The organism is Xanthobacter aminoxidans (assembly GCF_023571765.1).
GTDB classification, from domain to species: Bacteria; Pseudomonadota; Alphaproteobacteria; order Rhizobiales; family Xanthobacteraceae; genus Xanthobacter; species Xanthobacter aminoxidans.
In genome coordinates this window covers 157,844-178,538 of the sequence record NZ_JAMJXC010000003.1, presented here as the reverse complement: position 1 = coordinate 178,538, position 20,695 = coordinate 157,844, and the positions used below count along the sequence as shown (strand labels likewise).

Annotated in this window: 25 protein-coding genes; 16 read left to right on the top strand and 9 right to left on the bottom strand. The window is 67.1% G+C overall.

Features of this window, described 5'->3' with window-relative positions; translation table 11 throughout:
- The first annotated feature begins 12 nt into the window (after positions 1–12).
- From EJ105_RS06310 to EJ105_RS06295, 4 genes are all read left to right on the top strand, one after another.
- Positions 13–288 carry a hypothetical protein gene (locus EJ105_RS06310; protein WP_250165671.1) on the top strand — a complete coding sequence of 92 codons (276 nt, stop codon included), beginning with the start codon at positions 13–15 and terminating at the stop codon, positions 286–288.
- Entirely contained in the window at positions 275–712 is a 438-nt protein-coding gene (locus EJ105_RS06305; RefSeq protein ID WP_250165670.1) for a regulatory protein GemA, read from the top strand. Before EJ105_RS06310 ends, EJ105_RS06305 begins: the two co-directional genes overlap by 14 nt.
- A gap of 1,328 nt (positions 713–2,040) precedes the next feature.
- The gene (locus EJ105_RS06300; protein WP_250165669.1) at positions 2,041–3,018 is read left to right on the top strand and encodes a phage protease; all 978 of its coding nucleotides are present in this window, start codon (positions 2,041–2,043) and stop codon (positions 3,016–3,018) included.
- Positions 3,019–3,021: 3 nt separating this feature from the next.
- Positions 3,022–3,936, top strand: coding sequence for a Mu-like prophage major head subunit gpT family protein (locus EJ105_RS06295; protein WP_250165668.1), 915 nt, complete (start codon positions 3,022–3,024; stop codon positions 3,934–3,936).
- A gap of 204 nt (positions 3,937–4,140) precedes the next feature.
- Here the strand turns inward: EJ105_RS06295 and EJ105_RS06290 are convergent, their stop codons facing one another.
- On the bottom strand, positions 4,141–4,359 hold the full coding sequence (locus EJ105_RS06290) for a hypothetical protein (RefSeq protein ID WP_250165667.1): 219 nt from the start codon (positions 4,357–4,359) through the stop codon (positions 4,141–4,143).
- A gap of 91 nt (positions 4,360–4,450) precedes the next feature.
- Here EJ105_RS06290 and EJ105_RS06285 point away from each other — a divergent pair, with 91 nt between their 5' ends.
- Positions 4,451–4,783, top strand: coding sequence for a hypothetical protein (locus EJ105_RS06285; RefSeq protein WP_250165666.1), 333 nt, complete (start codon positions 4,451–4,453; stop codon positions 4,781–4,783).
- Between the two features lie 280 nt (positions 4,784–5,063).
- Here EJ105_RS06285 and EJ105_RS06280 read toward each other — a convergent pair whose 3' ends face one another.
- Positions 5,064–5,870, bottom strand: a complete 807-nt coding sequence (locus tag EJ105_RS06280) for an SDR family NAD(P)-dependent oxidoreductase (RefSeq protein ID WP_250165665.1) — start codon at positions 5,868–5,870, stop codon at positions 5,064–5,066.
- A gap of 16 nt (positions 5,871–5,886) precedes the next feature.
- Entirely contained in the window at positions 5,887–6,594 is a 708-nt protein-coding gene (locus EJ105_RS06275; protein WP_250165664.1) for a glutathione S-transferase family protein, read from the bottom strand.
- A gap of 163 nt (positions 6,595–6,757) precedes the next feature.
- On the opposite strand from EJ105_RS06275, the gene EJ105_RS06270 reads away from it, so the two are divergent.
- Together EJ105_RS06270 and EJ105_RS06265 are read left to right on the top strand one after the other, a co-directional pair.
- Positions 6,758–7,456 carry a glutathione binding-like protein gene (locus EJ105_RS06270; RefSeq protein WP_250165663.1) on the top strand — a complete coding sequence of 233 codons (699 nt, stop codon included), beginning with the start codon at positions 6,758–6,760 and terminating at the stop codon, positions 7,454–7,456.
- A gap of 66 nt (positions 7,457–7,522) precedes the next feature.
- The gene (locus EJ105_RS06265) at positions 7,523–8,110 is read left to right on the top strand and encodes a TetR/AcrR family transcriptional regulator (protein ID WP_250165662.1); all 588 of its coding nucleotides are present in this window, start codon (positions 7,523–7,525) and stop codon (positions 8,108–8,110) included.
- Positions 8,111–8,122: 12 nt separating this feature from the next.
- Here the strand turns inward: EJ105_RS06265 and EJ105_RS06260 are convergent, their stop codons facing one another.
- From EJ105_RS06260 to EJ105_RS06240, 5 genes are all read right to left on the bottom strand, one after another.
- Positions 8,123–8,953 carry an anti-sigma factor family protein gene (locus EJ105_RS06260; RefSeq protein WP_250165661.1) on the bottom strand — a complete coding sequence of 277 codons (831 nt, stop codon included), beginning with the start codon at positions 8,951–8,953 and terminating at the stop codon, positions 8,123–8,125.
- The gene (locus EJ105_RS06255; RefSeq protein WP_250165660.1) at positions 8,950–9,693 is read right to left on the bottom strand and encodes a sigma-70 family RNA polymerase sigma factor; all 744 of its coding nucleotides are present in this window, start codon (positions 9,691–9,693) and stop codon (positions 8,950–8,952) included. Before EJ105_RS06255 ends, EJ105_RS06260 begins: the two co-directional genes overlap by 4 nt.
- A gap of 52 nt (positions 9,694–9,745) precedes the next feature.
- Positions 9,746–10,093, bottom strand: coding sequence for a cupredoxin domain-containing protein (locus tag EJ105_RS06250; RefSeq protein ID WP_250165659.1), 348 nt, complete (start codon positions 10,091–10,093; stop codon positions 9,746–9,748).
- A 68-nt stretch (positions 10,094–10,161) separates the two neighbouring features.
- Positions 10,162–11,130, bottom strand: coding sequence for a metallophosphoesterase family protein (locus tag EJ105_RS06245; protein WP_250165658.1), 969 nt, complete (start codon positions 11,128–11,130; stop codon positions 10,162–10,164).
- A 128-nt stretch (positions 11,131–11,258) separates the two neighbouring features.
- Positions 11,259–12,206: a LysR family transcriptional regulator gene (locus tag EJ105_RS06240; RefSeq protein ID WP_029558828.1), complete on the bottom strand. Its 948-nt coding sequence runs from the start codon at positions 12,204–12,206 to the stop codon at positions 11,259–11,261.
- A gap of 131 nt (positions 12,207–12,337) precedes the next feature.
- Here EJ105_RS06240 and EJ105_RS06235 point away from each other — a divergent pair, with 131 nt between their 5' ends.
- The 7 genes from EJ105_RS06235 (at position 12,338) to mtnK (ending at position 18,616) form a co-directional block, all read left to right on the top strand.
- Positions 12,338–12,901, top strand: a complete 564-nt coding sequence (locus tag EJ105_RS06235; protein WP_250165657.1) for a carboxymuconolactone decarboxylase family protein — start codon at positions 12,338–12,340, stop codon at positions 12,899–12,901.
- Positions 12,902–13,040: 139 nt separating this feature from the next.
- Positions 13,041–13,688 carry a pyridoxamine 5'-phosphate oxidase family protein gene (locus EJ105_RS06230; protein WP_250165656.1) on the top strand — a complete coding sequence of 216 codons (648 nt, stop codon included), beginning with the start codon at positions 13,041–13,043 and terminating at the stop codon, positions 13,686–13,688.
- A 98-nt stretch (positions 13,689–13,786) separates the two neighbouring features.
- On the top strand, positions 13,787–14,605 hold the full coding sequence (locus tag EJ105_RS06225) for a TIGR04282 family arsenosugar biosynthesis glycosyltransferase (RefSeq protein WP_250165655.1): 819 nt from the start codon (positions 13,787–13,789) through the stop codon (positions 14,603–14,605).
- Positions 14,606–14,643: 38 nt separating this feature from the next.
- Positions 14,644–15,711, top strand: a complete 1,068-nt coding sequence (locus tag EJ105_RS06220; RefSeq protein ID WP_250165654.1) for a radical SAM protein — start codon at positions 14,644–14,646, stop codon at positions 15,709–15,711.
- Positions 15,712–16,440, top strand: coding sequence for a glycosyltransferase family 2 protein (locus EJ105_RS06215; protein WP_250165653.1), 729 nt, complete (start codon positions 15,712–15,714; stop codon positions 16,438–16,440). It abuts the gene before it with no gap.
- A gap of 9 nt (positions 16,441–16,449) precedes the next feature.
- Positions 16,450–17,340 (top strand): nucleoside phosphorylase, encoded by an 891-nt coding sequence (locus EJ105_RS06210; RefSeq protein WP_250165652.1) that lies wholly within the window; start codon positions 16,450–16,452, stop codon positions 17,338–17,340.
- A gap of 13 nt (positions 17,341–17,353) precedes the next feature.
- Positions 17,354–18,616 carry an S-methyl-5-thioribose kinase gene (mtnK, locus tag EJ105_RS06205; protein ID WP_250165651.1) on the top strand — a complete coding sequence of 421 codons (1,263 nt, stop codon included), beginning with the start codon at positions 17,354–17,356 and terminating at the stop codon, positions 18,614–18,616.
- Positions 18,617–18,632: 16 nt separating this feature from the next.
- On the opposite strand, the gene EJ105_RS06200 is transcribed toward mtnK, so the two are convergent.
- Positions 18,633–19,103: a PRC-barrel domain-containing protein gene (locus tag EJ105_RS06200; protein WP_250165650.1), complete on the bottom strand. Its 471-nt coding sequence runs from the start codon at positions 19,101–19,103 to the stop codon at positions 18,633–18,635.
- 140 nt (positions 19,104–19,243) lie between these two features.
- On the opposite strand from EJ105_RS06200, the gene EJ105_RS06195 reads away from it, so the two are divergent.
- Together EJ105_RS06195 and EJ105_RS06190 are read left to right on the top strand one after the other, a co-directional pair.
- The gene (locus EJ105_RS06195; protein ID WP_250165649.1) at positions 19,244–19,885 is read left to right on the top strand and encodes a cytochrome b/b6 domain-containing protein; all 642 of its coding nucleotides are present in this window, start codon (positions 19,244–19,246) and stop codon (positions 19,883–19,885) included.
- A gap of 14 nt (positions 19,886–19,899) precedes the next feature.
- On the top strand, positions 19,900–20,691 hold the full coding sequence (locus EJ105_RS06190; protein WP_250165648.1) for a molybdopterin-dependent oxidoreductase: 792 nt from the start codon (positions 19,900–19,902) through the stop codon (positions 20,689–20,691).
- Positions 20,692–20,695 lie beyond the last annotated feature (4 nt).

Sequence of the window (20,695 nt, the reverse complement as noted above, 5' to 3'; positions counted from 1 at the left end):
AAGGAGACGCCAATGTTTCACCTCATAGATCCGAATTTGTTTGAGAGCGGACACGAAGAAATATCCTGCATAGCGGACAACCTTGCACATATTTCCCACTTCATTAGCGAATCACTCCTCTCCGAAAATACAGATTGGAGTCCCAAGGCCATGATCGGTGCCGGCCTTATCGCTGGCGCAGTTGCAAGCAGCTTGGAAAACATCGGCGAGATCGCGCACCGACATCATCAACTTCTTCATTCGCTCCGAAACTCGGGCGTCAAGGGCACCGCCCATGCCGCTGAATAGCAAGCAGATCGGGCTGCTCCATGTCGCCAAGGCGCGGTTGAAGCTCGACGAAATCACATACCGCGCCATTCTCTATAAGTGCGGCGGCGCCATGAGCGCCCGCGACCTCGATCAGCGCGGCTTCGATGCCGCGATGATCTATTTCGCCTCGCTCGGCTTCCGGTCCGACTGGACCAAACGCACCTATGGCGAGCGCCCGGGCATGGCAACACCGAGTCAGGTGGAACTGCTTCGCCAGCTCTGGCAACAGTGGGCGGAGAACGACAACGAGGCGGCGCTGAACTCCTGGCTGGAACGCAGCTATCAAATCAGCGCCCTGCGCTTCGCGGATCGCAAGACGGCCGCCAAAGCCATCAATGGCCTTCGGGCGATGATCCGGCGGAAATTGGCCCGCGTAGCCGAAAACGCATCCGGGGCGCGGTGACGCCCCTTTTCCTTCCGTTGCGCACACATTCCCTACCCGCCGAGCCGTCGCCGCTCCAAGTGGCATCTTAGGCCTCTTATTCGCCTCTCAACGGCTCCGCTCAGGCACAGCGCGGCGGTTGGCCCATCCAAGCCCTGAATTTGCGCCCTCCCGAAACTGATGGCACGCTGTGATCGTGGCCGCCCTGACAACCGGGAAATTCGCCGGTCCGGTTCGTTGATCCCGCCTTGGCTGCGGGCCTGCGCTACGGGGAGGATGGCGTACCCCCTTGGCGGCCACGCCTGAGAGCCACGGGCCGGGATCGTCCTGCGCTGCACAGATATCGCCCTCCCGAAACCGAACCTCTCAGCCTGCACCTGTCATCATTGCTGTCAGGTGCGAGCATGAGCTTTCTATAGCGCATCGTCCGGTAGCGGATATCAGCCCCCGTTCAAATTCGAGATGCGCTTGGACCAAAATAGCGGCCTCCCACTTCCGACTGGCGGCGAAGAAAAGCTCGTCGCACTCATTGGTCCACATGCTGCATTAGTACTTATCGAGGCATTCGGCGGAACCAGAATTTATGTAAGCTCGCGCGATTTTCATCAGTCAAAAATATCGGACCTGATAGGCGCGAATGCCTGCGAGAAGTTGGCCGGAAAATTTGGGGGCCTTGCATTCATGGTGCCCCGTGCCCTCAGCTGGCGAATTCTCATCTACCGAGCAAAAGGTCTGTCCGTCGCCGAAATTGCTCGCCGCGCTGGGACCACTGAACGAACGGTCTACCGGATATTAGGCGATTTCGGTGCGAAGCGGATAAGGGGCAAAGGAATCGTCGGAGCGCCTCGGACCTGATCGTATCGCTCGATATGCCCCCGCTTAGGGGCATTACCTCAATGCTGGGGCATGACGTAATCATCAAACGAGAGAAGTACGAAACTTCGCGAAGGTCGAACACGAGATGCGAACCTGATGTACGACCAAGCAACACTTCCGCCACATCCGCGCGAATTGGAAGAGCTAATATCTTCCATTGGCCCGGATATGACGCTAAAATTGATAGAGTACGCATCCGGAAGCCGCATTTATGTTCCAACCGGCGTAAGAAAATCCATCGACACCAGCGTTTTGTTTCCCATCCTCGGGAATGACGCCCTAGAACGACTTTCGGCAGCAAAGGGCGGTGAGTACCTTAAGGTCCCGGTCGCACGGACTTGGCGTGTTCTCGCCTATCGGGACCGTGGCCTGTCTTACGATGAGATTTGCCGCGCGGCGGGCTGCTCCGCTGCGACGGTCCACCGGATACTTTTTGAGTACGGCCGGACCGGCAAAGACAGAGAGGGAGCCTGATGGCCGCGCCGTCCGCCCCCTCCCGCACCAGCATCGCGCTTTGCACCGAGGCGACAGGTGCTGCGGAAACATGGATCCATCTCCTGCCGCTCGGCACCTTCTCCGGCCGCGACGGTCGGGGGCCTTATCGCCTCGGCGACGCGGCTCCGGTGCTTCGGCAAACCCAGCTGATGGCCGGCTCTCGCGCCATGGTGGTGGACTACGAGCATCAGACCGACCTTGCACCGAAGAACGGTCAACCCGCTCCTGCCGCTGGATGGATCGATGCGCTGCAAACCCGCGCCAACGGCATCTGGGGCCGGGTGAAATGGACAGAGACGGCTTCCGCCTTCCTCGCCAAACGTGAGTATCGCTATCTCTCGCCGGTCTTCCACCACACGACGGATGGCACCGTGACGTGCCTCCTTCGCGCCGCCCTCACCAACCATCCAAACCTTGAACTGACCGCCCTTGCGCGTGCGGAGACACCCATGGACCCGACCGAAGTCGACGCCTTGCTCAACAACTTGCGAACCCTTCTCGGGCTCGCCGCCGATGCTACCGCCGCCGACATCCTCGCGAAGGTGGGCGACCTGACCGCTTCCGCCCACGCCTCCCAGCCCGATCCCAGCCAGTTTGTGCCCATAGGGGTGCTCGAAAATGCCGTCGCCGAAGTCAACCGGCTGAATTGCGGCATCTCGCGGCAGGCGGCGGAAGACCACGTGTCCCGCCAGATCGGGCACGGCAACTTGCCGCCCGCGCTGCGCACCTGGGGGGTCGCCCTCTGCACAGTGAACAAGCCCGCCTTCGATGCCTTCGTTGAGCGCACCCGTGGCGCCTTCAACCGGATTGTCGATCCGAAGGCGACGGGCCGCCAGATCGCGGCGCAGCACAGAGCGACGCACCTCTCTGAAGAGGAGCGCGTTATCTGCGAACGCATGGGCGTCACCGCCGAAGACTATGCGAAGGCCCGCGCCTTCACTGAAACTGGAGCGTGAGCCATGCTTGTCAATCGCGGCAATCTCGACAGCCTTTTCAATGCCTTCAACGCCGCCTTCACCAAGGGTTATGGCGGCGCGGACAGCGCCTATCGCGACGTTGCGATGGTGGTGCCGTCTTCGGCCTCGGCTGAGACCTATGGGTGGCTCGGCCAGTTTCCCAAGATGCGCGAGTGGGTGGGCGATAGGGTGGTGCACAACCTCGCCGCCCACTCCTATGCGATCACGAACAAGAAGTTCGAAAGCACGGTCAGCGTTGGCCGGACTTACATCGAAGATGATCGCTACGGGGTCTTCTCGCCCATAATGGAGGAGATGGGAAAGAGCGCGGCCGAGCATCCCGATGAGCTTGTCTTTTCTCTGCTTTCGCAGGGCTTCACCACCACCTGCTACGACAAGCAATACTTCTTCGACACCGACCATCCGGTGCAGAACGCGGCCGGCGAGGTGGTGTCCGCCAGCAACATGCAGGCCGGCTCCGGGCCGGCTTGGTTCCTGCTGGATTGCAGCCGGGCTATCAAGCCGATGGTCTATCAGGAGCGCATTCCCTACCGGCTCACGCCGCTGAATGACGATGGCGACGCCAACGTGTTCTGGAAGGACGAGTACGTCTATGGCGTGCGTGCCCGATCCAATGCCGGCTTTGGCCTGTGGCAGCTCGCCTATGCCTCAAAGGCAGAACTCACGGCCGAGAACTACGAGGCGGCGCGCGCCGCGATGATGAACCTGCGCGGCGACGGCGGCCGCCCGCTGGGTGTGAAACCGAACATCATCGTCGTGCCGACCGCGCTTGAAGGCGCGGCCATGCGCCTGCTCAACAATGGCACGCGCATTGTCACGGTGGGTGGCACCTCCGTGGCGGTGCAGAACGAATGGGCGGGCACAGCCAAGCCCATCGTGTCTGCCTGGCTGTCCTAACCGGCTCGCCGCACTCCTTCCGGTTCCATGGGGAGTGCGGCCGAGGCGGCCGGCCGCCGTCACTGAACGCGTAGCGCTGCGGCAAGAGCGCGACGCAGACGGCGGCCGGCTTTCCACTCCGACGAAGTCGGAACCGAACGGTTCAACGGTAAATCGGGAAATGCGGCACCCTGAGAAGGCGCGTCGGCAAGCACGGTGTCCCGATCAGTAGATCACGTCCGCACGAACATGCCGGTTGAGCCAAGCCAGCTCGCCCTCTGTCATCGGAGTGCCGCGCTCCAGAGAGCGCTCCATCACGAGAATCATCTCGTCCGCGGCCTGTGCGAAGTCATTGAAGTGCCCAAGGGACTGCTCGCCGAACCGATCGTAATAGCGGCGGGAGAGCGCTACCTTGACTTCCCATTCCTGAAGCGCCGCGCTCACGTCTGCAAATCCCCTGAGTGTGTTCCTCTACCCGTCGAATATAGCGCGAGCTGCGGCGACGATCACCTGTTCCGCTGAGGTCATCGACCCCATGAAAGACCACGCCAACGAACCCGAGCCATTTCCTCTCTATGCGACCATCGCGGGCGTGGCCGTGGTGACGATCCCCATTACCGACTACGCCGCGCTTCTCGAATGTCAGCGGCGAGAAGCTCACGATAGTCCTGCCCCAGCGGTCCCCGCCGTGCCGTCGAGGTCTCCGGTGGAGCGAGATATGGAGGTTACCACCTTCTTGGCCGAAAGCTTTGGTCGCGGTCGCTTGGTGGAAGCGCTTGAGGCGTGCCGCATCCAGTTCGGCTCGAACCGCACCCCGTCCCGAACTGCCGCTTACGCCTATTGGAAGCGGCTGCGCTCGCGCCGGTGACGATCGCGCGCACAGCCCCATCCCACGGAATCCCGCTCAATGTCGCGAAATCCCGCAAAAGATCGACAGGGACCGCCGGAGATCGTCAAAGAGTGTCTACAGAGTCAGCGCGATCGCTCTTTGTCGCTGGAGCACCAACAGGATTCCGGAATTAAATGTCGCTGACGCCGGGCGCTGAACGACCTCGATACGCTCATAACCGGAGCGGGTCGGCACCGCCGCCGCCCTGTCGGTGATCGACCGGCAGGGCGACGTGGCATCGGCGTGGAGGCGTGAGCGCCTAGAGGGCTGCGTGGTCGCGCACGGCTTCGCCGAGGGCGTCCTTGAGGGTGGCGAAGCGGGCATCGAGGGCGAGCGGGTCGGTGCGGTTGAGCGCGATCATCTGCGCCCGCGCCTCGCCGCCCCGCACCACCTCGAAGGCATCGGCCGCGATGCCGGCGACAACCGCTTCGGCCACCGCCTCGGCAGGTTCGCGGCTGAAACCGACCTCCGGTCCGGCGCGGCTGCTGCGCATCATGGGCGTGTCGGTGGCGCCGGGATAGACGGTGAGGACGCGCACGCCTTCTCCCGCCAGTTCCCGCCGAAGCGCCTCGTCGAAGCGCGCGAGGCCAGCCTTCGCCGCCGCATAGGTGGCGTAGAACGGCATGCCGATGAGCGCGATGGCGGAGGTGATGTCCACGATCAGCCCCTCGCCGCTCGCCCGCAGCGCCGGCAGCGCAACGCGGGTGAGGAGGATGGGCGCGATCAGGTCCACCTCGATCATGGCGCGGATGTCGGCCTCGCTCGTCTCCTCCAGCCGGCCGGCGCGCACGCCGCCGGCATTGTTTATGAGAATGTCGAGGCCGCCCAGAGCCGCCACCGCGCCGTCCAGCATGGCCGCACGGTCCGCAGGATCGGTCACGTCGCCAGGGATGCCGTGGACCTCGGCGCCGGACGCCTTGAGCGCGCCCACCGCCTCCGCCAGCACCTCTGGCCGGCGGCCGGTGAGCACGAGGCGTGCGCCGTCTGCCGCCAGAGCGGTGGCGATGGCACGGCCGATGCCGCTCGATCCGCCGGTGAGGAGGATTCGCTTTCCCTTGATCTTCATGGCGTTGCCTGCCCCTTCACTCCGCAGCCGGGGGATAGTTGGAGGGGAAGAGTGCCTTGCGGGATTCCTCATCGCCCATGGGCTTGAAGGCGTGATCGGTGCCCACCGCGCGGGCGCGGGCGGCGGCGGGGCGGGCGTCGATCTCGGCGAACCAGCGCTTGATGTGCGGGAAGCGCGCCAGGGGATCGTCCTCGCCCTTCAGCACACGCGCCGCACGAAGGATCCACCCCCAGGCCGACATGTCGGCGATGGTGTAGTCCTTGCCGGTGATGTAGGGGCGGGTGGCGAGCAGGTCGTCGAGCACCTGATAGTGCCGTTCCGCCTCGCGCCGGTACCGGTTCACGGCATAGCCGAGCCCCTCGGGCGCGGCGTGCTGGAAGTGCACCGCCTGACCGGAGAACGGCCCGAGGCCGCTGGCGAGGAACAGCAGCCAGGAGAGCAGCTCCGGCCGGTCCTTGGGATCACCGCCAAAACGGCCGGTCTTCTCCGCGAGATAAATGAGGATCGCGGTGGAATCGAACACCCGCGCCTCGCCGCCGCCCGGCCCGTCCGTATCGACAATGGCCGGCACCTTGCCGTTGGGATTGATGGCGCGGAACGCCGGCAGGTGCTGCTCGCCCTTGGCGGTGTCCACGGGGATCACCTCGTAGGGAAGGCCCGTCTCTTCCAGGAAGAGCGCGACCTTGGCCGGGTTGGGCGTGGGATGGAAATATAAGCGGATCAACGGGATCACCCTTCGCTGGCAGCCGCCGAAGCGGGCGCGTTTGCGTTTTAGAACGACTGATATAGAATGCACGCATCGGACACCTGCGCAAGCTGTCCGCATCGCAAAATACTGCCGCATGCCAGATCTCGGCGGCGGCACGACATGTCATGGATGATCCCGAATGATCGACCTGCATTATTGGCCGACCCCGAACGGTCACAAGATCACGATGTTTCTCGAAGAAGCGGGCATAGATTACAACATCGTCCCCGTGGACATCAGCGCAGGCGACCAGTTCAAGCCGGATTTTCTGGCCATCGCCCCCAACAACCGCATGCCGGCCATCGTCGATCATGCCCCTGCCGATGGTGGCGCGCCCATCCCGGTGTTCGAATCCGGCGCCATCCTGCTCTATCTCGCGGAGAAGACGGGCCGCTTCATTCCCGCCGACGTGCGCGGGCGCAAGAGCGTGCTGGAATGGCTGTTCTGGCAGGTGGGCGGGCTCGGTCCCATGGCCGGGCAGAACCACCATTTCGTCCAGTACGCGCCGGAGCGCATTCCCTACGCCATGGAGCGCTACGTGAAGGAGACGAACCGTCTCTACGGCGTGCTCAACACGCGCCTCGGCAAGAGCGCGAACGTGGCCGGGGAGGATTATTCCATCGCCGACATGGCCATCTACCCCTGGATCGTGCCGCACCAGCGCCAGCAGCAGGATCTCGACACCTTCCCGCACCTGAAGCGCTGGTTCGAGGCGGTGGCGGCGCGCCCGGCGACCATCGCGGCCTACGCGAAGGGCGAGCCCTTCACCAAGCGACCGACGGTGACCGAGGAAGGCAAGAAGATCCTGTTCGGCCAGACCGCACGGCAGGCCGGATGACGCAACGCCCGGCGCGGGTTACGCTGCGCCGGGTGTCGCGGAAAGACGCGGGAAAGACGGGGTATTATGGCGCGGCCGAGGGCGTTCAACGAGGGCGAGGTATTGGACGCGGCGCTGCGCTGCTTCTGGACCCGCGGCTACGAGGCGACCTCCGTGCGCGATCTCGCCTCCTCCATGGGCCTCACCGGCGCCAGCCTCTACAACGCCTTCGGCGACAAGCGCACGCTCTATGAGAAGGCGCTGGACCGCTATGCGAGCCACAGCATGGCGGAACGCATCCGCCGGCTGGAAGCGCCCGGCATGGCCCCGCGCGACGCCATCGCCACCTTCTTCCGGGAGACGCTGGAGCGGGCGCTGGACGACCCCGAGATGAAGGGCTGCTTCGTGGTGAACGCGGCGGTGGAGATGGGGCCACACGACCCTGAGCTGCGCGCCGCCGCGCTCGCCTCCCTCGGCGAGGTGGAGGCCTTCCTCACCCGCCGCATCGAGGCCGGCCGCACGGACGGCACGATCCAGAGCCGGGAGACCGCGCAGGAACTGGCGCGGATGCTCCTCGGCGTCCACCTTGGCCTCCGGGTGCTGGCGCGCCTGCGGCCCGGTCGTGAGCTGCTGGAAGGGGTGGTGAAACCCGCCCTCGCCGCCCTCGATCCGTGAGGACGCACCGCGCTATTTCGGCAGCGCCTCGGTGAAGTCCTCCTGAAACTCCTTCAGCTCCACCGGATTGAGGTCGGACACCGCCCAATAGGACAGCCCCGCCTCGCTCCAGCCCATGAGCGTGTAGCCGTCGCGGCCCTTCACCGTGTGCGCGCCGGATGCGCCCGGCCAGACGAAGACGTTGATGACATGGCCATTGCGGCGATAGACGAGCGCCGCGACCACCCGTCCCCCCACATAATCGAGCCGCCCGCCCACCAGCGGAAACCCGCGCGCAGCGAGGTCCAACACCGGCGGCGAGAAGTCGATGCGGCCGCCGAACCACGGCTTCACCGTGTGCTGGTTGGACGAGGCCACGTCGGTGAGATGATCGGCGAGCAGGGACCGGACATGGCCTGCGACCAGTTCGTCCTCCAGGGCGCCCCCGCGCGGCGGCAGCACGGCGATGACGAGAGCCACGGCCAGCACCGCGAGGGAGGGCACGAGGCTCCACCGCGCGACCCGTTCGCGTATCACGGTGCGCCCCGCATCGCCCCACAGGCGGCGCCACAGCGCCGCCGGGCTCCAGCCCGCCGCCGGCGCGGCATTGGCCGCCTCCGCCGCGAGGGCAGCGACCACGCTCTCGCGCAGCCCCTCCGGCACCGGCCAGCGGGCCTGCCCGGAGGCGAGGAGCGTGTGCGTGTTTTCCAGCCCCCGCAGGTGCGCGGCGCAGGCCGGACAGGATGCCAGATGCCGCTCCACCTCCAGGACGTGAACGGCGTCGAGTTCCCCGTCGAGGTAAGAATTGAGCCGCGTGTCCCAGTCGGCGCAGGGCTCCGGTGTGCGATCCGGACCTTCGCTCATAGCACCGCCTCCGGCCCGGTGGCGACGCGCTCCCACAAATCGGCGAAATGGCGCCGCGCGCGGGACAGGCGCGACATGACGGTGCCCACCGGCACGCCCGCGACGTCGGCGATCTCGCGATAGGAGAGTTCATCCAGCTCGCGCAGCACCAGCACCTCGCGCAGGGGTTCGGGCAACAGCTCAAGCGTGCCGCGCACCCGGTCGGCCTGAGAACGGCGCAGCAGGATGGTTTCCGGCGTCTCGCCGTCCACCAGCAGATCGATCGCATCTTCCGGGTCGCCGCCCTCTTCTGCGGCCACCGCGTCCGGCGCGCGGCGCTGCATCTCGCGGCGTCGGTGGTCGCGCCAGGTGAGGTGGCAGTTGCGCACGATGGCAAGCAGCCAGGCCCGGGCGCTGCCGCCCTTGAAATCGGCGAAGGCGCGATAGGCGCGCAGATAGGCGTCCTGCACGATATCCTGCGCGGCATCCGCATCGCGTGTGAGATAGCGGGCGAGGGTATAGGCGGCGTCGAGATGGGGCAGCATGCTGGCGCGGAAGTGCGCCGCCTCCGTGGCGGTCAGCGGACGACCGGGCCGCGCCTCCTCGGTGCGCCCGGCGGCGCCCTCCACCGATGCCGCGGCCACGGCGAAGAGCGCGCGCACAGCGTCGGCGACGGCGCCGAAGACGCCGCGCCTGCCGCCCGCGACGGGGACCCGCCACCGCCGCCCGCCTGCAAGCGGGAAGGTCGCAATCGAGATCATTCCATGTCCGTTCCGGATGGAGGGGGCGGCCGTAGCCGCCCCGGACCGGGCATCAGCCGCCCGCCTTCACGATGACCTTTCCGACCATGTGCGGATGAAGGGAACAGAAATACGAGTAATCTCCCGCATTCGTGAAGGTGAAGGAGAATTTTCCTTCCGTATCGAGAGCCTTCGACCGGAAGGCCTGCTTTTTATCCACCACCGTGTGGGGAATATCGTCATTGTTGATCCAGGTCACAGTGGTGCCCGGCGTGACGGTGACTTCGGCCGGCGTGAAGGTAAAATTGTCGATGCTGACTGCGACCTCCTCGGCAGCGGCCGGCGTCGCGAGGGCGCCGAGGGCAAGACAGATGGCGAGCGCCGCAACCTGCGGCGGAAGGGGAAGACGCGATCGTTTCACGGATGAAGCTCCTGTCGGATGACGCCGGCCGCAGCCGACCATGACGAATGAAGGGCGACGGGGGCGGCTCAGCCTTCGAGCGGCGTGTCGATGATGGCGAGTGGTTCGGAGCCGCGGACGAAGTTGACCGTCGCGATGCCGAGATTCTTCTTCAGCTCGCCGGCCGGCAGCTTCAGCGGCCCAGGCGAAGGCGCGGTGCCGGGGGCGGGCTGCGGGAAGGCCGTGGAGCGTGCGGTGTGGAAGGAGACGTTGCCCTCCACCTTCTGCATCACCTGATGGATGTGCCCGTTGAGCACCGTCACGGAGCCGAACCTTTTCAGGTAGGACAGGGCCTCCAACCCATCGGCAGTGCCCCAGCCCCATTCGGGATAGACGGTCCAGAGCGGGATGTGGGCGAACACCACCAGGGGGGTCGAGGACGGCAGGCCGGCGACGTCATTCTCCAGCCATTCCAGCTGCTCGACGCCGAGATTGCCAAGGCCGCCGGCCTTCAGGTTCACCACGTTCACGAGCGCGATGAAATGCACGCCGCCATGGTCGTAGCTGTACCAGCCGGCACCCTTCGCACCCTTGCCGTAGCGGTCGAGATAGGCCTTGCCTTGGCCGTCGTCGAGGAGGTCGTGCTCGCCCGGCACGTAGAAGACGGGGATGCCGGCCTCCTTGATGATCTGGTCGGCGTCGTCGAATTCCTTGTCCTTGGACAGGTGGCTGATGTCGCCGGTGTGGATCATGAAGGCTGGTTTCTCCTTCAGCGTCCGGATACGGGCCACCGCTTCCCGCAGCGTGCCCAGCGCATCCGGATTGGCGGCTTTGTCGAAGCCCACGTGGCTGTCGGAAATCTGCAGGAAGGTCAGCGCCTTCACCGGCTCGGCGGCGAGCGCGCGCCCGAGGCCGACGCCGCTCGCGACGCCGCCGGACATGGACCACAGGATTCCGGTGCCGGCCCAGGTCATGCACTCAAGAAAGCCGCGCCGGTCGATACCGTCGGCGTCAGGGCGAGGGGCGGTCTCGGAAGACGGCCGTTCGTGTCTGCTCATGGATCTCTCCGCATGGCGCCGGGCGCTGCCGGCGCTGCGACCGCGCGCCCGTTAGGGGCGGCGCCGGCCGAGGCGTGGGCGTCGCCTCAGGGCGTCCCACATGGGCCAAGACCGGGGAGCGAGCCGGTTTATTCCCGACCGGAGAGATTTTTTGCGGCTGACGACACCGGCAAAGCGGCGAGCCGGTTTCGCAGCCGGGGCACGGTGAACGTCACGAAGGCCCGCAGCTTCGCGGCCGGCAGGCGCGCCTCGGGATAGACGATGGCCACCGGCAAGGGCGGACCTTCATACTCCTCCAGCAGCAAGGCGAGGCGCCCGGCCGCCACCGCCTCCTCCACCTGATAGGAGAGCACCCGCGTGATGCCGCGGCCGCGCACGGCGGCATCGATGGCCGCCTCGGCGCCGTTCACCACATAATGCGGGCGCACCGTCACCTGCTTGCGCGAGCCGCCGCCGGGACCGGGCGCGAAGCTCCAGATGGAATTGTCGGTGATCTGGGAGAAGGAGACGATCCGGTGGCCGGCGAGGTCCGCCGGCACCTGCGGCACGCCATGGGCGGCGAGATAGGCGGGGCTCGCGCAGACCACGCGGCGCACCTCCCCCACCCGTGTCGCGACGAGGCTGGAATCCGGCAGATGGCCGATGCGCACCGCCGCGTCGTGGCCTTCGTCGATCAGGCTCACCACACGATCCACCAGCAGCAGCCGAGCCTCCAGCTTCGGGTTCGCCTCCAGGAGGTCCTCCACCAGCGGCGCCACATGCAGCCGGCCGAAGGTGACGGGCGCTGTGATGGAGAGGAGGCCGCGCGGATCGGTGCGCTCCCCCGCTGCGAGCTGATCCGCCTCGGCGAGCTCGGCGAGGATGGCGCGGCAGGCGGCGAGATAGCGCTCGCCCGCCTTGGTGAGGTGCAGCGCGCGCGTGGTGCGGTGGAGGAGGCGGGTGCCCAGCCGCTCCTCCAGCAGCGCCACGGCCCGCGTGATGGCCGCCGGCGAGCGCCCGAGGCGCCGCGCCGCGCCGGCAAGGCTCCCTTCGTCCAGCGCGGCGACGAAGGCGGTCATGGCGTCGATGCGGTCCATAGCCCAATTTCAAAAAGTGAAACAATAGCTTTCAGATTATAGCCATTCTGCACAAGAGCGGGAAGCCCTAGCTATTCCTCACCGAGCCGCGAACAAACGCCGGCCCGAAGCGAAACGCGAAAGGCGCCCCCGTGAACCACTCTTCCAGCCGCATCCCGGCCCTCGACCCCGCCTCCACCACCGGCAAGGCGAAGGACCTGCTCTCCGCCGTCCAGGCGAAGTTCGGCGCCACGCCGAACCTGTTCAAGGTCGCCGCCAACGCGCCCGCCGCTCTGGAGGGCCTCATCGGCCTGTCCGGCGCGCTGGGCTCTGGCGCACTGCCGGCGAAGACGCGCGAAAGCCTCGCGATCGCCGTCGCCGAGGTGAACGGCTGCGACTATTGCCTCTCCGCCCACAGCCTCATTGGCAAGGGCGCCGGCCTCTCCGACGCCGATATCACCCTCGCCCGCGCCGGCCGCGCGGCGGACAGCAAGGCGGAAGGCGCTCTGGCCTTCGCCCGCGCGGTGGTCGCCAAGCGTGGCCAGGTGAGCGATGCGGACCTTGCCGCCGCCCGCGCTGCCGGCCTTGACGAAGGCGCGCTGGTGGAAGTGGTGGCGCATGTCGCCGTGAACATCTTCACCAACTACCTCAACAACGTCGCCGGCACCGAGATCGACTTTCCCGTGGTGCGCTCCGGCACGCCGCGGGCCGCCTGAGGCCTGCGGCCGGCATCCGAACGCGCTCCGCCGGACGAACCGCCCCTCAAACGGCGGAGCGCAGGCGAGTGCCAGCCGAAGCCTCACAGCCGGGCCCCTCCGGGGGCCCGGCACCTCGTGTTTTCCGAAGGAGGCTGCCATGTCCGAACCCCTCGCAATCACGCCCTCCAGCGATGTCGCCTTCACGGCGGCGGTGAAGGCGGCGCAGCAGGCGCGCGGCTCGCGCCAAGCCTATGCCCGCGTAGAGGCGCGCGGCGGCTTCCGCACGGAGCTGACGCCGGATTTCGTGCAGTTCCTCGGCGGGATCGACACCGCCTTCCTCGCCACCGCGAACGCCGCCGGCCAGCCCTATGTGCAGCATCGCGGCGGGCCGAAGGGCTTCATCCGCGTGCTGGACGCGCGCACCCTCGGCATGGCGGATTTCAGCGGCAACCGGCAGTACATCACGGTCGGCAATGTCTCGGAAAACCCGAAGGCCTTCCTGTTCCTGATGGATTACACCCACCGCCGCCGCATCAAGGTGTGGGGCGAACTCTCCATGGTGGAGGGAGATGCGGACCTCGTGGCGCGCCTGATGCCGGAGGACTACGGCGCCATTCCCGAGCGCGCCCTGCTGTTCCACGTAACCGCGTGGGACATCAACTGCCCGCAGCACATCCCGCAGAAGATCGACGCCGCGCTCGTCGCAGCCGCCCTGCAGGAGCGTGAGGCGCGCATCGCCGCGCTGGAGATGGAGGTCACGCGCCTGCGCGGCCTTGTCGGCGCGGGCGACGCCGCAGGCGTGTGAAGCAAATCCCCCGTTCACTCGTTCGTGAACGGCGTAACGGGGGCCGCTTCCGCCGCGAATTCACTCACAGACAAGCAAAACCGGAACGGGGACGAGCCATGATCGACCTGCGCGAGGGCGTGCGCACACGCGCCCCGGGGTCTGGAGACCTGTGCGCCATCGCCGTGATGGCGAAGGCGTCGGCGCCCGGACGCACCAAGACGCGGCTCTGCCCGCCGCTCGATCCCACGGAGGCGGCGGCGTTCAACACCGCCTTCATCCAGGACATCGTGGGCAACATCCTCGCCGCCGGACGAATGGCGCCGGTCTCGGCCTATGTCGCCTATGGGCCCGCAGGAGCCGCGCATTTCTTTGATGCCGTGCTGCCGCCGGGCGTCGGGCGGATGGAGGCGGTAGCCCCCGGCTTCGGCGCCTGCCTCACGATGACCCTCGCCCACCTCTTCGCCCTCGGACATCCGGCGGCAGCGGTGTTGAATGCTGACAGCCCGACGCTGCCCCCTGCCCTTCTCGCGGAACTTGCCGACGTGCTCGCCCAGCCCGGCGACCGCGCCGTGCTCGGCCCGTCCACGGACGGCGGCTATTACGTGCTCGGCCTGAAGGCGCCGCACTGGCACCTGTTCGCGGACATCGACTGGAGTACCGAGCGCGTCTTCGAGCAGACGCTGGCGCGCGCCGCCGAGATCGACCTTCCCGTCCATGTACTGCCGCCCTGGTATGACGTGGACGATGCCCACGCGCTGCGCCTGCTCCATGGCGAACTGATCGCCGGCGTGCCCTTCGGCAATGTGCCCCTCGCCCGCGGCGCGGCGCGCAACAGCGCGGAGCTGCTCCGGCGCCTTCTCAGCCACGAACACCTCGCGGAACGGCTCGGCCTGCCCGTGGCCGACATCGATCCTCCCTGCCGCCGCGCGTCCTGATCGCGGCCGCCTCCCCCTTCCAGCAACGGATCTTGACGATGAACGCTCTCACCCCCGGCGCGCCCGCCGTCTCCCGCCGCTATTTCGAGCGGGCGGAAACGGACCGCACCAGCGTGCCGGTCCGAAAGCCGGTGTGCCTCTATCTGGAGACCACGAACCGCTGCAACCTGCTCTGCACCACCTGCCCGCGCACCTATGAGGAGCTTGAGCCGCCGGCGGACATGAGCTGGGAGCTGTTCACCTCCATCGTGGACCAGATCCCCGATCTCGAACGCTGCGTGCTGCACGGCGTCGGCGAGCCCATGCTGGTGCCCGACCTCGACCGCATGGTCCGCTACCTCAAGGATCGCGGCACCTATGTGCTGTTCAACACCAACGGCACGGTGCTGACCGAGAAGAACGGCCGCGCCATGATCGCCGCCGGCCTCGACGAACTGCGCGTTTCCCTCGATGCCGCCAACGCCCATTCCTACCGCGCCATCCGCGGCAAGAACTATTTCGACCGCATCCTGAAGAACGTCCGCGCCTTCCGCGACCTTCAGGAGCGCGAGGGCCACACCAATCCCCGCGTCTCCGCCTGGCTGACGGGCCTCAAGGAGACCATCTCCGAACTACCGGACTTCGTCCGCGTGGCGGCGGAGCTGGGGGTGCGGGAAGTCTATCTCCAACGCCTCGTCTTCTTCGAACAGGAAGCCATCGGCCGCGCCCGCCCGGATCAGGCGCTCTACGAGCAGATCAACACCGATGAAGCCGCCTATATCGCCGAGGCGGCGCGGGTGGCGGCGGAGCTGGGGATGGTCTTCTCCGCCTCCGGCGCGGCCTCCGAGCCGGGCATGAGCCTGAAACGGCCGGAGGAGGGCTCGCCCTGGTCCATGTGCCGGCGGCCGTGGACCGTGATGTACTTCGCCGCCAACGGGCGCGCCCTGCCCTGCTGCATCGCGCCCTTTTCCCAGCGCGGCTACGAGAATTACACGCTGGGCGACGCGACATCCCAGTCCCTGTCCGACATCTGGCACGGCGACGCCTACAAGGCGTTCCGCGCCGGCCTCCTCTCCGAAACGCCGCCGGCCGCCTGTGCCAATTGCGGCCTGCGCTGGAGCCTGTAGATGGCCCGCGCAGGCGCTCCGAGGGTCGCCCTCGTCATCCCGACGCTGAACGAGGCCGAGGCCATCGCCGCGACGCTCGCGGAGATTCCCACCGGCGTCGTTGATCTCGTGGTGGTCGCCGATGGCGGCTCCACCGACGGCACGCAGGAAATCGCGGCGGCGGCAGGGGCCACCGTGCTCGCTTCCGGCCGCGGCTTCGGCCGCGCCTGCCTCGAAGGCGTGTGCGAGGCCCGCGACGCCGACATCATCGCCTTCATGGATGCGGACGGCGCGGATGATCCGGCTTTCCTTCCCGCGCTGCTCAGGCCGCTCGCCGAGGGCAAGGCCGACTTCGCCATTGCCTCCCGCACCCGCGGCGTGCGCGAGCCCGGCGCCATGGCCTGGCATCAGGTGGCGGCGGGGCGCGCGGCGGGCCTCGGCATCCGCGCGCTCTACGGCGTCGCCTATTCGGACATGTGCACCTTCCGCGCCATCCGCCGCGACGCGCTGGTCGGGCTCGGCATGCGGGAACTGACCTACGGCTGGAACATCGAGATGCAGATGCGCGCCGCCCGCGCCGGGCTCGCCATCGTCGAGATTCCCGTCGCCTACCGCCGCCGCAGAGGCGGCGTCTCCAAGGTCGCCGGCAACCTCTCCACCACCCTGACCGCCGGCACCCGCATCGTCTCCACCTTCCTGCGGGTCGCGACCCAAAACGCCGCGCCCGCCGTCGCGCCGAACAAGATGTGAGTGATCGCCATGCTGCTGCAGCCTCTCGACGAAGCCGACGACATCTCGCGCATGCGCGCCGTGCCTGTACCCTCCGGCTTTCTGCCCTCCGGTTTCCTGCCGCTGATCGAGCGGGCGGACCATCGCGCGCCATCGGTGTTCCGGCCCGAGAACATGATGCGCGAGGCGCGCCGCCAGAAAGGGCTCGACGCCGGCCCGGTGCCGCGCGTGGTGCTGCTCGATCCCGACGGCGACATGGTGGACTATGTGCGCGCGCATTTCGGCGCCGTCCGCTCGCCCTACTGGGCCTGTTACCACACGGACATGTGGACGTGGGAGGCGGAGGGCCTCTCCTTCGGCATCGTCGGCTATGCGGTGGGGGCGTCCTTCTCCGTGCTGGTGGCGGAGCAGGCGTTCGTCTGCGGCTGCGAGCTTTTGATCTCGGTGGCCTCCGCCGGGCAGATCGCCGAGCACGCGCCGCCCTCCTACCACATCATCATCGACCGGGCGCTGCGCGACGAGGGCACGAGCTACCACTATCTGCCGCCCGCGCCCTTCGCCCCGGCGAACCCGGAGGTGATCACCATCGCCCGCGCCGCCTGTAGCGAGGCGGTGGGACCGGTGCTGACCGGCGCCACCTGGACCACCGACGCCCCCTTCCGCGAGACCGAGGCGGCCATCTCCCGCCGCAAGGCCGAGGGCCTGCTGGCGGTGGAGATGGAGGCGGCCGCGCTCTACGCCTTCGCCCATGCGCAGGCCAAGCCGGTGCTGTGCCTCGCCCACGTCACCAACCAGCTCGGGCGGGTACATGGCGACTTCGAGAAGGGCGACCACAACGGCGCCTCCCGCTCCATCGCCCTCGCCGCCGGCTTCGCCGCCGCCTGGATGGCGCACTGCGCCCAAACCGTTCACCCCCGCTGAGAGGCCGGCCCCGATGCTCGACCGCACCGCCTATCTCGCCCTCGACGCATCGAGCCTGCCGCGCCGCCTCGGCGGACGGCCGGAGCTTCTGGACCGGCTCGGCCCGGCCGAGGCCTGGCAGGTGCGGGAAGTGGGGGACGGCAACCTGAACCTCGTCTTCATCGTCGAGGGGCTGAAGGGCTCCGTCGTGGTGAAGCAGGCGCTGCCCTATGCCCGCGTGGTGGGCGAGAGCTGGCCTATGTCCCTCGACCGCGCCTTCTTCGAGCATGAAGCGCTGTCGCGTCTTGGCGCGCGCGATCCCGGCCGGACGCCGGAACTCCTCTTCTTCGATCCCGCCCAGGCAATGCTCGCCATGGAGCACCTGACCCCGCACAAGGTGGCCCGCCGCGCCTTCATGGCGGGGGAGGAACTGCCTCTGCTCGGCACCCACCTCGGGCTCTACCTCGCCCGCACGCTCTTCCGGGGCTCGGACTGGTCCATGCCCACGACGGCGCGCAAGGCCGACCTCGCCCTGTTCGCGGGCAATGCGGAACTCGCCGGCATTACCGAGGAACTGGTCTTCTCCGACCCGTTCAAAGCCGCCCCCCTCAACCGGCACACGCCGGGGCTCGACGACATAGCGAGCGCCTTCCGCGCCGACCGCCCGTTGAAGCTCGCGGCTGTGGAGATGAAGGCGCGCTTTGCGACCTGCGCCGAGACCCTGCTGCACGGCGACCTGCACACCGGATCGGTGATGGCGACGCCCACCGACACGCGGGTGATCGACGCCGAGTTCGCCCTCTACGGCCCCATGGGCTTCGATGTGGGCGTGTGCCTCGCCAACCTCTGGATGGCCGCCTTCGCGCAGGAGGGCCACCGCGCCGATGCGCGGGCGGCTGGCGCCTATTGCGAATTCCTGCTGGCCACCGCCGGCATCCTGTGGCGGACCTTCGAGGCGGAATTCTCCCGCCTCTGGACGCACGAGCGCACCGGCATCCTCGGCGGCTCCGACCTGTTCGATGCTCAGGGGGACGAGGCCGGCGCGAAGGTGGCGCTTGCGACCCATCTGGCTTCCGTCTGGCAGGATGCACTGGGCTTTGCCGGCATGGAAATCAGCCGCCGCATTCTGGGCCTTGCCCATATCGCCGAGTTCGAGACCATCACGGACATCGGCCTGCGCGCGCGGCTGGAGCGCCGCGCCCTCGCCTTCGGCCGGCATTTGGCGCTGAACCGGCGGCAGATCCCGTCCATCGAGGCGGCGAACCTGCTGGCGGAAACGCAAAGGGCGCGGCCATGACCGCGCCCCTTCCCAATCAGCGCCGGGTGATGGCGATGCGGATGATGTCGTCTGGCGGCACGCTCTGGCCGGCAGCAGGCGTCCAGGACACGAGCTTCGGCAGGTCGTCGCGGGGGATGTCCAGAAGCGCGATCTGCCGGCCGAGGATCGCCACCGTCTCAAGGGGCACCGGCACCGGCCGGCCGCCATGGCCGAACCAGCCGCCCACCGGCACCACGAGCACGATGCCGCCCTCGGGCGTGCGCGCCACCTCGGTGACGAACCCCAGCGTGCGGTCGTCGAAATCGAGCAACGGCAGGCCCACGAGATCGCCCACCCGCACCTTCTGGGGAAAGCGCTCGGCCATCCGCTCGGCGGGGGTGAGGTCATCGTCCCCCGGCGCGGTCTGGGTGTTGGCGTGGGGCGGACCGCCCGCGAAGGCCGGCGCGCCGATGCCGGTCGCACCGAGGACGAGGGCGAGCGCCAGAACAGGACGAATGGGGTTCATGCAAAGACTCCAAGAGTTTTTATCTGACGATATACATCGTCATATACGAATCTCGGTCAATATTTATTACAAGATACAAAAATAAATACGCAAAATCCGGAACGAAAGCGATGCACATGAAAGAACACACATCAAGACGCATGCATCCGCTTGCCTTGCGGATCATGCACTGGACCAACGCCATCGCCATGATCGTCATGATCGGCAGCGGCTGGAAGATCTACAATGACGAGGTGATCTTCGGCTTCCTGCACTTCCCGCAGGCGATCGTGCTCGGCGTGTGGGCGCAGCACGCCTTGCAATGGCACTTCTTCGGCATGTGGGTGCTGGTGCTGAACGGCCTCGCCTATCTCGCCTACGGCATCGCCACCGGCCGCTTTGCCCGCCTGCTCTTCCCCATCCGCCCCCGCGAGGTGATCGCCGAGGCCGTCGCCGCCTTGACCTTTCGGCTGAAGCACCAGGATCTCACTCACTACAACGCGGTGCAGAAGCTGCTCTATGTGGGCGTCATCACCATCATCGTGGTGCAGGTGGCCTCCGGCCTCGCCATCTGGAAGCCGGTGCAGTTTTCCGGGCTCGTCTCGATGTTCGGCGGCTTCCAGTCGGCGCGGCTGATCCACTTCCTCGGCATGGCGGCCATCGTGCTGTTCATGGTGGTGCACGTGGCCCTGGCGCTGTTGGTGCCGAAGACGCTCTTCGCCATGTTCACCGGCGGCCCTCGCCTGCCCGATCCCGACACCCTCCCCGCCGATGGCGCGCCCGCGCCCGATCCCTCGCGCTGACCTGAGGCAAGCCCATGTCCCTCCGCTCCTTCTTCCGGCCAAACCGGGCCTCCATCACGCGGCCCGACCAGAGCCTCATGGTCGAGAACCGTGCCCTCCTCGAGCGCATCGACCGCCGCAAATTGCTGCGCGGTTCGCTGAGTCTGGGCGCAATGTCGCTCCTCGCCGGCTGCGACATCTCCAATCGCGAAGAGGTTCAAGGGGTTCTTCGAACCGTCTCCGACTTCAACGACGGCGTGCAGGCGGCCCTGTTCGACCCGAAGCGGCTCGCCCCCACCTATTCCCGTGACCTCGTGGTGAAGCCGCCGCGCTTCAACGCCTATTACGAGATCGACGAGGTGAAGCCGGTGGACCTCTCCACCTGGCAGCTGGAACTCTCCGGCCTCGTCAAGGACAAACGGCCGTGGACGCTGGACCGCGTCAATGCCCTGCCGCAGCAGGAAGTGATCATCCGCCACATCTGCGTGGAAGGCTGGGACTATATCGGCCAGTGGTCCGGCCCGAACCTCAGGGACTTTCTCACCCGCATCGGCGCGGACCTCACGGCGAAGTACATCGCCTTCTACGGCAATGACGATTACATGGAGAGCATCGACATGGCCTCGGCGCTCCACCCGCAGACGATCCTCGCCACGCACTATGCGGGCGAGCCCATCACGGACCCGTTCGGCGCACCCATGCGGCTGCGCACGGCGGTGAAGCTCGGCTTCAAGAATCCCAAATGGATCCGCGCCATCGAGGTGACCAACACCTACCCCCTCGGCTTCTGGGAGAAGCAGGGCTTCAACTGGTTCGCCGGCCTGTGACGGC

Excerpts from the sequence above, each read along its gene's own strand:
- EJ105_RS06310 (WP_250165671.1), top strand. The coding sequence starts at position 13 with ATGTTTCACCTCATAGATCCGAATTTGTTTGAGAGCGGACACGAAGAA.
- EJ105_RS06305 (WP_250165670.1), top strand. The coding sequence starts at position 275 with ATGCCGCTGAATAGCAAGCAGATCGGGCTGCTCCATGTCGCCAAGGCG.
- EJ105_RS06300 (WP_250165669.1), top strand. The coding sequence starts at position 2,041 with ATGGCCGCGCCGTCCGCCCCCTCCCGCACCAGCATCGCGCTTTGCACC.
- EJ105_RS06295 (WP_250165668.1), top strand. The coding sequence starts at position 3,022 with ATGCTTGTCAATCGCGGCAATCTCGACAGCCTTTTCAATGCCTTCAAC.
- EJ105_RS06285 (WP_250165666.1), top strand. The coding sequence starts at position 4,451 with ATGAAAGACCACGCCAACGAACCCGAGCCATTTCCTCTCTATGCGACC.
- EJ105_RS06280 (WP_250165665.1), bottom strand. The coding sequence starts at position 5,870 with ATGAAGATCAAGGGAAAGCGAATCCTCCTCACCGGCGGATCGAGCGGC.
- EJ105_RS06270 (WP_250165663.1), top strand. The coding sequence starts at position 6,758 with ATGATCGACCTGCATTATTGGCCGACCCCGAACGGTCACAAGATCACG.
- EJ105_RS06265 (WP_250165662.1), top strand. The coding sequence starts at position 7,523 with ATGGCGCGGCCGAGGGCGTTCAACGAGGGCGAGGTATTGGACGCGGCG.
- EJ105_RS06260 (WP_250165661.1), bottom strand. The coding sequence starts at position 8,953 with ATGAGCGAAGGTCCGGATCGCACACCGGAGCCCTGCGCCGACTGGGAC.
- EJ105_RS06255 (WP_250165660.1), bottom strand. The coding sequence starts at position 9,693 with ATGATCTCGATTGCGACCTTCCCGCTTGCAGGCGGGCGGCGGTGGCGG.
- EJ105_RS06245 (WP_250165658.1), bottom strand. The coding sequence starts at position 11,130 with ATGAGCAGACACGAACGGCCGTCTTCCGAGACCGCCCCTCGCCCTGAC.
- EJ105_RS06240 (WP_029558828.1), bottom strand. The coding sequence starts at position 12,206 with ATGGACCGCATCGACGCCATGACCGCCTTCGTCGCCGCGCTGGACGAA.
- EJ105_RS06230 (WP_250165656.1), top strand. The coding sequence starts at position 13,041 with ATGTCCGAACCCCTCGCAATCACGCCCTCCAGCGATGTCGCCTTCACG.
- EJ105_RS06225 (WP_250165655.1), top strand. The coding sequence starts at position 13,787 with ATGATCGACCTGCGCGAGGGCGTGCGCACACGCGCCCCGGGGTCTGGA.
- EJ105_RS06220 (WP_250165654.1), top strand. The coding sequence starts at position 14,644 with ATGAACGCTCTCACCCCCGGCGCGCCCGCCGTCTCCCGCCGCTATTTC.
- EJ105_RS06215 (WP_250165653.1), top strand. The coding sequence starts at position 15,712 with ATGGCCCGCGCAGGCGCTCCGAGGGTCGCCCTCGTCATCCCGACGCTG.
- EJ105_RS06210 (WP_250165652.1), top strand. The coding sequence starts at position 16,450 with ATGCTGCTGCAGCCTCTCGACGAAGCCGACGACATCTCGCGCATGCGC.
- mtnK (WP_250165651.1), top strand. The coding sequence starts at position 17,354 with ATGCTCGACCGCACCGCCTATCTCGCCCTCGACGCATCGAGCCTGCCG.
- EJ105_RS06200 (WP_250165650.1), bottom strand. The coding sequence starts at position 19,103 with ATGAACCCCATTCGTCCTGTTCTGGCGCTCGCCCTCGTCCTCGGTGCG.
- EJ105_RS06195 (WP_250165649.1), top strand. The coding sequence starts at position 19,244 with ATGCATCCGCTTGCCTTGCGGATCATGCACTGGACCAACGCCATCGCC.
- EJ105_RS06190 (WP_250165648.1), top strand. The coding sequence starts at position 19,900 with ATGTCCCTCCGCTCCTTCTTCCGGCCAAACCGGGCCTCCATCACGCGG.